Annotated in this window: 6 protein-coding genes; 4 read left to right on the top strand and 2 right to left on the bottom strand. The window is 62.4% G+C overall.

Translation table 11 applies throughout. The annotated features are described in order from the left end of the window. Positions 1–101 precede the first annotated feature (101 nt). Positions 102–269: a hypothetical protein gene (locus tag ABD050_RS20835; protein WP_343891434.1), complete on the top strand. Its 168-nt coding sequence runs from the start codon at positions 102–104 to the stop codon at positions 267–269. Between the two features lie 65 nt (positions 270–334). Here ABD050_RS20835 and ABD050_RS20830 read toward each other — a convergent pair whose 3' ends face one another. Beyond that, positions 335–760, bottom strand: coding sequence for a hypothetical protein (locus ABD050_RS20830; RefSeq protein ID WP_343891433.1), 426 nt, complete (start codon positions 758–760; stop codon positions 335–337). Positions 761–915: 155 nt separating this feature from the next. Beyond that, positions 916–2,499: a hypothetical protein gene (locus ABD050_RS20825; RefSeq protein WP_343891430.1), complete on the bottom strand. Its 1,584-nt coding sequence runs from the start codon at positions 2,497–2,499 to the stop codon at positions 916–918. A gap of 298 nt (positions 2,500–2,797) precedes the next feature. On the opposite strand from ABD050_RS20825, the gene ABD050_RS20820 reads away from it, so the two are divergent. From ABD050_RS20820 to ABD050_RS20810, 3 genes are all read left to right on the top strand, one after another. Further along, entirely contained in the window at positions 2,798–3,442 is a 645-nt protein-coding gene (locus ABD050_RS20820; RefSeq protein WP_343891429.1) for a helix-turn-helix domain-containing protein, read from the top strand. Positions 3,443–3,561: 119 nt separating this feature from the next. Further along, positions 3,562–5,814 carry a transferrin receptor-like dimerization domain-containing protein gene (locus tag ABD050_RS20815; RefSeq protein ID WP_343891428.1) on the top strand — a complete coding sequence of 751 codons (2,253 nt, stop codon included), beginning with the start codon at positions 3,562–3,564 and terminating at the stop codon, positions 5,812–5,814. Positions 5,815–6,255: 441 nt separating this feature from the next. Further along, positions 6,256–7,830 (top strand): MFS transporter, encoded by a 1,575-nt coding sequence (locus ABD050_RS20810; RefSeq protein ID WP_343891427.1) that lies wholly within the window; start codon positions 6,256–6,258, stop codon positions 7,828–7,830. Positions 7,831–7,939 lie beyond the last annotated feature (109 nt).

Raw genomic sequence — 7,939 nt, 5'->3', positions numbered from 1 at the left:
GCCACACCCCACTACCGATTCTCATCTTGATTGTCGCGCGACTCTCATCCTGAATGTCGCGCTGCAGGCAGAGTACGCCAGCCGCTTTTGTCGCTGTCTATATGCTGCAGCTGCCTGAGATGAGACGGATCGAAGCAGGCCTTGACGACTGGTGCGACAATATCGCCAGGAAGAATGCGTTCGACGCCTTACCATTACGGAAAGATATCGAACGCCTCGTGCCGCGTCTCGTCACCTTAAACGAAGTGAAGCGCTTCAGGGAGCGCTGAGGCGTGACTGAATAAGGCCGGGCGTCGTGAAGGTTAGGGGAGGGCTGTACGCCTCGCCAGCTTGGTCATCGCAGTGCCGCGGAAATTGCGTCCCGTACTTGATACATTCCAAAGAGGAACAGGCAGAGCGACGATAAAGTCAGCAACACTGCTGGTATATGGAATGCCGCCTTCCAAAAAGCATAGCGCTTTTTTGTCTCTTCAATGTCCGCGAATGCATGACCAACCGTCAGATAGTTGGTGAAGTACGCGCAGGTCATCGCGGCTACCGTGATCGCCACTCCCCAGCCGAACCATATAATTGTAGTAGCGAGGCTTCCGATCTTACCCCCAAGAATGGGAGAGGTCTTTCCCGATAGATTTCCGATAAAAGCCAACAATGCAACCGCAGATCCTCCATGTATTAGGATAAGCGTCTTGAGCACCATGTTTGAGCTATCAATGGCTTTCTCATTGACGCTCTTTGCATATTCATCTTTGGCGTCCGACATTAGCTGCTCCCCCACAAAATCATCTGAAAACGTGGTCCGTTAGTTACCATGGATGCGTTTAGAAGTTCGAAGCTCAGAATAACTGGCTTTCCACGACCGACGGGAACCGCGCCACCTGTGTGGTGCGCGGTGGAACCAGTAAGCCGCACGCTACTCTACCGGATCGGGGCACTCTGGCCAAAACCAACCAAATTAATATCCAACGATTCACCGCCAAGCGCCGACAAGTTACCGCCATTGAACGCCATGCTGCCTGTTCCGATCTGCTGTGAGAGTTTTTTAAATCGCTCCTGCACCGTTTCCCGCTGAAGCTGCATAGAGCTTCTGACGGCGACGCCATCGAGAATCACTGGATTGCCGAACACAACGACGTGCCTCAGCCCCTCCGTTTCGTAACGAAGGCATGGCCGACGCAGGATTGCCCAGAAAGTGAATTCGCCGATCTCAACCATGACATAGCCCAGCAAATTTCTAAGTCCGCTCAAGGGTTCAATCTCTCGATCAAGAGTAAACTGCACCGTGCATTCCCCATCGATTACGCTATCGACAAAGCGGAGAATGGCATCCTCTTGATCGACAATCTGTTGGATGGTGAAGGTAGGAGCGTTATCGGTTCGGCAGACTAGCGAAAGACAATCGGCGACGGCGCCCAGCCACCGAAACCAATCATCGTCTTTCGATTGCTGCGCTGGCGCAGTGGTTTCGATCGGTGGCATGTTGGCGACATTGAGGCGTATAGTCATTGGTGATCGGGACGCGCGCTGAAAATCACAGAACGCCTTCAAAGATGACAGCGCATAAGGCGTATCAGCCTGGAGATTGTAGCTGATGCCAAAATGGCCGTCGCCTTGGATGGTAACGTTCAGAGTCGGCGAAGAAAACACACCGCGCGCGGTTGCCAAGGGAAGGCCCGGCAATGCGAAGCTTCGCATTTCTCCGTCGATCGTCGCGGAGTGGCCACTAAGGCCGGTCACCGTCAGTGAAGCAGGTTGAGGCGCTACATTGATATGTGAAACGGTGGGCTTGCCCTCAAAAACCGGAATGCGCGCATCGATACCGAAACGCTTGTCCTGGAAAATGACACTTTCGATCGGCGCAACGGGTGCGAGCCCTACCGAGTGATCGATCAGCGTTTGCAGGTCCTCCCTCCGCACGGTGAACTTTCCATGGATGCGGCTATCATTGTAACCGAGGCCTTCCGCCAATTTCCGCTTGTCGCTGGCATAATTTTCCGGTTGCCGGTCACATATCCCGCGCATCCACTCGATCAAGTCGCCACTGTGGTCGTCTTCCGCAGTGAACCCGATGGGGACGCGGATGCGATGCAGCGCATCTACGGCATCACGATCAGCTTCCCGAGCCCGGCGCAACGCTGCTTCCATAAGTGGTTCATGAAAATGGCGGGCGTAAATTTTCTCGCTCAACCCATCCTTGGAAAACCAAAATAAAACGATGAAGCAAAAATCCGGCTCTCTCGTAAAGCGCAGTGCGTTACTTAATTTGACCGACGTGCTCGTGCTACCGCCCGCTTTGGATTTAACTTGGATGCGAGCGGCGGCGCTGCCGGGTTGCTTATCGTGTGGAAGTCCAGTGATCCTGTCACGCTCGAATTCGAGCAGGTAATCCCAACCGGTCCGATCCTGATTGACCTTGTGACGAGTGACGTTCCGCCAATCGCAAAGTTCCTGAAAGCGTGTTTCTGCCAGGTCTGGGTAGTTGGGCGTGGCGATGTTCTTCATGCTGTTGCTATCATCTCCCACATGCGACGGGCGTCAACATTCTCTTTCTGATCCGGTGCGTAGCCGCTTGAACCTCAAAACCCCAAAAAGTGGGATCATGAGCGGAGCTTCGGTGACACTTATCCATCTATCAGCTACTTGGAATTCCGGCGGCAGGGCACTTATCTAGCGTGTATACAATTGATATATAACAATAGTTACACAAACCCGCCCCCACCAAAACTGTCAGTACCCTACTGACATTTTGCCCACCCCACCCGCGATTCAACCCCGACCCCACCCGCGCTATCCACAGCGCATGGTCTACAAACCCGGATTCGCCGCCGAAGCCCGCCACCTGTGCCGTCTCGGCGCCACCGACGAGGAGCTCGCCGAGCATTTCGGGGTCTGCGTCCGCACCATCTATCGCTGGCGCAACACCCATGAGGAATTCGCCGAGGCCGTGGTGGCCGGCAAGGAGCATGCCGATGCCCGGGTCGAGCGCGCGCTCTATTCCCGCGCCGTCGGCTGCAGCGTCGAGCGCACCAAAGTCTTCAAAAGCGCGAGCGATCCCAAGCCGGTCTACGCCACCTATACGCATTATTTCCCGCCCGATCCCAACGCGGCGCTGCAATGGCTCCGCGTCCGCCAGCCGAAGAAATGGCGCATCGCCGAGGAGGAGAAGGGCGATCCCGGCGTCATCGCGATGTTCGAAAAGGCGATCGCCCGCGTCAACGACCCCGAGTCACCCTTTTCGAGGCCGCCACGCGAGCCGCCGCCAGAAGCTGCCGCGCCGGACACGGCGCCTCCGCCCCCGCCGGACCCCATTTCACCGCTCGCGCCCGCGCCCGGCCCCGCCCCGCCGCCGTCCGTCCTCCCGCCCGGCCCTCCACCCGGCCCCCCACCCGGCAATGTGTCCAGGGTCGGCAGGGTCTATGCCCCCGTCTATGCCCCGCTCCCCTAGGGTGACAGGCGCAAGCGCGGCAACCCGCGCCGCCACGCTGCACGGCGTTGCGCTCGGGCAGCCGCTGGCGCATCATCGGGCCTCGGGTCGCGGCTCAGAGTCTCAAGGGGAAAACCGGCATGAAGAAGCTTGGCATGTTGATGGCGGGCGCGTGCGCCTTCGTGTTCGCCCAGGCGGCGCTGGCCGGCCAGGCGGGGCCGACCGACCCCAAAGCGGTCGAGGCGGCATTCGACGCGGGGGTGAGTTCGCAGGACCAGCTCGACTGGCTGAAGCAGATGTCGTCGGCGCCCAATCAGGTCGGATCGCCGCACGACAAGGCCAATGCCGATTTCATGCTCGCCAAGTTCAGGGAATGGGGCTGGGACGCGCATATCGAGACGTTCCAGGTTTTGTATCCGACCCCGATCTCGACCACCGTCGAGATGGTCGCGCCCGAGAAGATCGTGCTGGGCGGGCAGGAGCCGCCGGTGCCGGGCGACGACACCTCGGCGAACACAGCGGGCGCGCTGCCGCCCTATGTCGCGTTCCAGGGTGATGGGGATGTCACGGGCGATCTCGTCTATGTGAACTACGGCATGCCCGACGATTACAAGGCGCTGGCGCGGCGCGGGATCGAGGTGAAGGGCAAGATCGTCATCGCGCGCTACGGCGTCGGCTGGCGCGGGCTGAAGCCCAAGCTGGCGCAGGATCACGGGGCGATCGGCTGCATCATCTATTCCGACCCGGCCGATGACGGCTATGGCGATAGCGACTCCTATCCCAGGGGCGGGGCCCGGCCCGAATTCGGCGTGCAGCGTGGGTCGGTCGCCGACATGGCGATCTATCCCGGCGATCCGCTGACGCCCGGCATCGGAGCGACCGCGAACGCGAAGCGGATCCGCCGCGAGGACGCGCCGACGATCCTCAAGATCCCGGTGCTGCCGATGTCCTATGGCGACGCGGTCAAGCTGCTGTCGCGGCTCGGCGGGCCGGTGTCGCCCGGGCCATGGCATGGCGGGTTGCCGATTGCCTATCATATCGGCGGCGACGCCGCGGTGAAGGTCCATCTCGCCGTCAAGTCGGAATGGTCGTTGAAGCCGATCTATGACGTGATCGCCACGCTGAAGGGCGCGCGCTATCCCGATCAATGGGTCGTGCGCGGCAACCATCATGATGGCTGGGTGTTCGGCGCCTCCGATCCGCTCTCGGGCAATGTCGCGATGATGTCCGAGGCGAAGGCGCTCGGCGCGATGGTCAGCCAGGGCTGGCGGCCGGCGCGGACGATCGTCTATGCCGGCTGGGATGCCGAGGAGCCGATGCTGCTCGGCTCGACTGAGTGGGCCGAGGAGCATGCCGCCGAGCTCAAGGCCAAGGCGGTGGTCTATATCAATACGGACGGCAATGGCCGCGGCTTTCTCAGCGCGTCGGGCAGCCATGACTTCCAGCATCTCGTCAACGGCGTTGCCGCCGACGTGATCGATCCCGAAACCGGCGCAACCGTTGCCGCGCGGATGCGGGCCCGCCTCCGGGTCGGCGCTTACGACAAGACCCGGCATGTCGACGACGCCGCGCTCGCCGCCGCTGAACGGGGCGGCGACCTGCCGATCGGGCCGCTCGGCTCGGGGTCGGACTTTTCCGCCTATCTCCAGCATCTCGGCCTGCCGGCGATCGATGTCGGCTATGGCGGCGAGGACGAGAGCGGCGGGGTCTATCACTCGGTCTATGACAGCTTCCACCACATGACGACCTTCGACGATCCGGGCCTGAAATATGGCGCGGCGCTGTCGAAGACGGTCGGGCGGCTGGTGCTGCGCGTCGCCGATTCGGACACGCCGCCGCAGCGGTTCGGCGATTTCGCCGATACCGTCTCGACCTATCTGACCGAGGTGAAGAAGCTCGCCGAAGATCGCCGCGAGGAGGATCGCAAGCGCGAGAAGCTGCTGCGCGACGGCGCCTTCGTGCTGGCCAGCGATCCGCTCAAGCCGGTCGGCGCGGCGGCGGTCGAGGCGCGCACGCCGCATATCGAGCTCGCGGTGCTCGAGGATGCGGTCGATCGGCTGAAGGCCGCCGCCACCGCCTATGACGATGCCTATGCCGACAAGGGCGGCAAGCTCGATCTTGCCGTGCGCGAGAAGCTGAATGCGCAGCTCCGCGATATCGATCAGCTGCTGCTCGACGATCGCGGCCTGCCCGGCCGGCCCTGGTACAAGAATCTCGTCTACGCACCCGGCCGCTTCACCGGCTATGGCGCGAAGACGCTCCCGGGCGTGCGTGAGGCGATCGAGGAGCGCCGTTTCGACGACGCGAATGTCTATGCGGGAAGAACAGCGAAGGTGTTGAACGATTATGCCGCGCGGCTGGAGGCAGCGCGGGCAACGATCGAAGGGAAATAGCATCGCTCGCGATGATCCGCTCCTTTTTCGCAAAATCCTCCCCCGCCAGGGGGAGGTGGCGCCGAAGGCGACGGAGGGGGCGGTAAGCGGCGTCCTGTCAAATCAGCGGCGCGCTTCCTCCCCCTCCGTCAGCCCCCGCGTTCGCGAGGGCTGCCACCTCCCCCTGGCGGGGGAGGATCGGAAAGCTCCCGTCGCCGCCCTCGCTGTCGCTCCGACATGACGTGTTTGCAATCGATACAATCGCCCCTTTTCGGCCTGATGTTACCGCTCAACAGCGTAGGCACCTGCCTACCTTGTAGCATCCACGCCACAGATTGGGTCGCGCACGCGGAAAAATCCGCGAGGGGCCCGTCGAACGGCGAATTGGCCGTTGCCTCTCGCGGTTTTTGCTCACTTTCTGCCGGCAACAAGGGGCGGGCAGAGGAAGAGATCATCGTGGGCATGAACAGCACCCTGTCTGATCGGCAGGCGATCTGGGCGTTTGCACTGGGGTGCGCAGCGGTGACGGCCGGTGTCCTGCTCCATCTGCCGATGTTCCTGATGGCGAAGGGCATGGGCTATCGCCTCGCCGGCATGCCGATGGACCCGGGCATGATCTCCGGCATGTTCCTGATCGTCGGCGGTGTGATCGTCGCTGCCTGGGGCCTGTTGCCGCGCAACCTTGCCGCACAGCGGGCCGCCGGCGAGAACATCACCATCTCCGCGCCCGAGGACGCGGTGCTCGGCTGGGCGCATTGGCGGCTGATGTTCGTGCTCATCGTGGCGCTGATCATCGACGTGATGAAGCCCGCCGCGCTGGGGTTCACCGTCCCGGGCATGGTGAGCGAATATGGCGTGCCGCGCTCGACGGTGTCGCTGGTACCGTTCTTCGCGCTGATGGGGACGGTAGTCGGCTCGATCCTGTGGGGGGTGATCGCCGATATCTATGGGCGCAAGGCCTCGATCCTGCTGTCCGCGGTGATGTTCGTCGGCACCTCGATCTGCGGCGCGATGCCGTCGCTCGCCTGGAATATCGCCATGTGCTTCATGATGGGCGCAGCCGCCGGCGGGATGCTGCCGGTCACCTATGCCCTGCTCGCGGAAATGATGCCCAACCGGCATCGCGGCTGGAGCCTGGTGCTGGTCGGCGGGCTGGGTGCGGTCGGCGGCTATTTCGCGGCGAGCGGGCTTTCGGCATTGCTCCAGCCGATCTTCGGCTGGCGCATCCTGTGGCTGGCCAATTTGCCGACCGGTCTCACGCTGGTCCTGCTCGGCGGGCTGATCCCCGAATCGGCCAAGTTCCTCCTCGCGCGCGGCCGCAACAAGGAGGCGGAGGCAGTGATGCGTCGGTTCGGCGCCACCGTCCGGCGCGGCCCTGCAATGGTCGCCGCGCGCGGCAACGGGCATGGCGCGCTGACCGGAAGGAAACTGATCGGCAAGCTTGCCGCGCTGACCGTCGCCGCGCTGACCTGGGGGCTCGTCAATTTCGGCCTGTTGCTGTGGCTGCCGACGGACCTCGTCGCCAAGGGCTATTCAGTCGCGGTGTCGAGCAGGCTGCTCGCTGAAAGCGCGCTGATTGCCTTTCCGACGGTGTTCCTGTGCGCGCTGATGTACAGCCGCTGGAGCACCAAATGGTCGCTGGTCACGATGATCGCGGTGACATTGGCCGGGCTCGCGGGCGTGCTGCGGCTCGATCTGGCGGGGACGGGCAGCCCGGTGCTGCCGGTCGCGCTGCTGATCGTCGGGTCGAACGGCATTCTCGCGATCCTGCTGCCCTATACGGCGGAGAGTTTCCCGTTGCGGGTACGCGGCCGCGCGACCGGATGGGTCGCTGCCTGCACCAAGGCCGGTGGGCTGCTTGCGCAAGGCCTCAGCATCGCCGCGCTGATCCCGTCGATGGGGCTCGCGGCGATGATCATCATGGTGCCGGGTGCCGTGGCGCTCGCGCTGGTGGCGTGGTTCGGGCGCGAGACGCGCGGTGGCGATCTGCGCGACCTCGATGAGGCGCTTGGGCCGGAGGCTTTGGTCGCGGCGTGACACATCGCCTGAATGAGGCTGATATAAAGATATAAAGAATTCTTTATTGTCATTTCTTGAGGTCAAAACCACCGGCTTCAGCCGGTAAGAGGCTTTAGCCGTCCGACGG

The sequence above is a fragment of the Sphingomonas oligophenolica genome (genome assembly GCF_039522915.1).
Classification (GTDB): domain Bacteria; phylum Pseudomonadota; class Alphaproteobacteria; order Sphingomonadales; family Sphingomonadaceae; genus Sphingomonas; species Sphingomonas oligophenolica.
Note: the sequence above shows the minus strand (reverse complement) of the source record. Positions and strands in the feature narration are given on the sequence as shown.

Bases quoted from the DNA above. Each gene is read 5' to 3' on its own strand.
- ABD050_RS20820 (WP_343891429.1), top strand. From the start codon at position 2,798: ATGGTCTACAAACCCGGATTCGCCGCCGAAGCCCGCCACCTGTGCCGT.
- ABD050_RS20825 (WP_343891430.1), bottom strand. From the start codon at position 2,499: ATGAAGAACATCGCCACGCCCAACTACCCAGACCTGGCAGAAACACGC.
- ABD050_RS20830 (WP_343891433.1), bottom strand. From the start codon at position 760: ATGTCGGACGCCAAAGATGAATATGCAAAGAGCGTCAATGAGAAAGCC.
- ABD050_RS20810 (WP_343891427.1), top strand. From the start codon at position 6,256: ATGAACAGCACCCTGTCTGATCGGCAGGCGATCTGGGCGTTTGCACTG.
- ABD050_RS20815 (WP_343891428.1), top strand. From the start codon at position 3,562: ATGAAGAAGCTTGGCATGTTGATGGCGGGCGCGTGCGCCTTCGTGTTC.
- ABD050_RS20835 (WP_343891434.1), top strand. From the start codon at position 102: ATGCTGCAGCTGCCTGAGATGAGACGGATCGAAGCAGGCCTTGACGAC.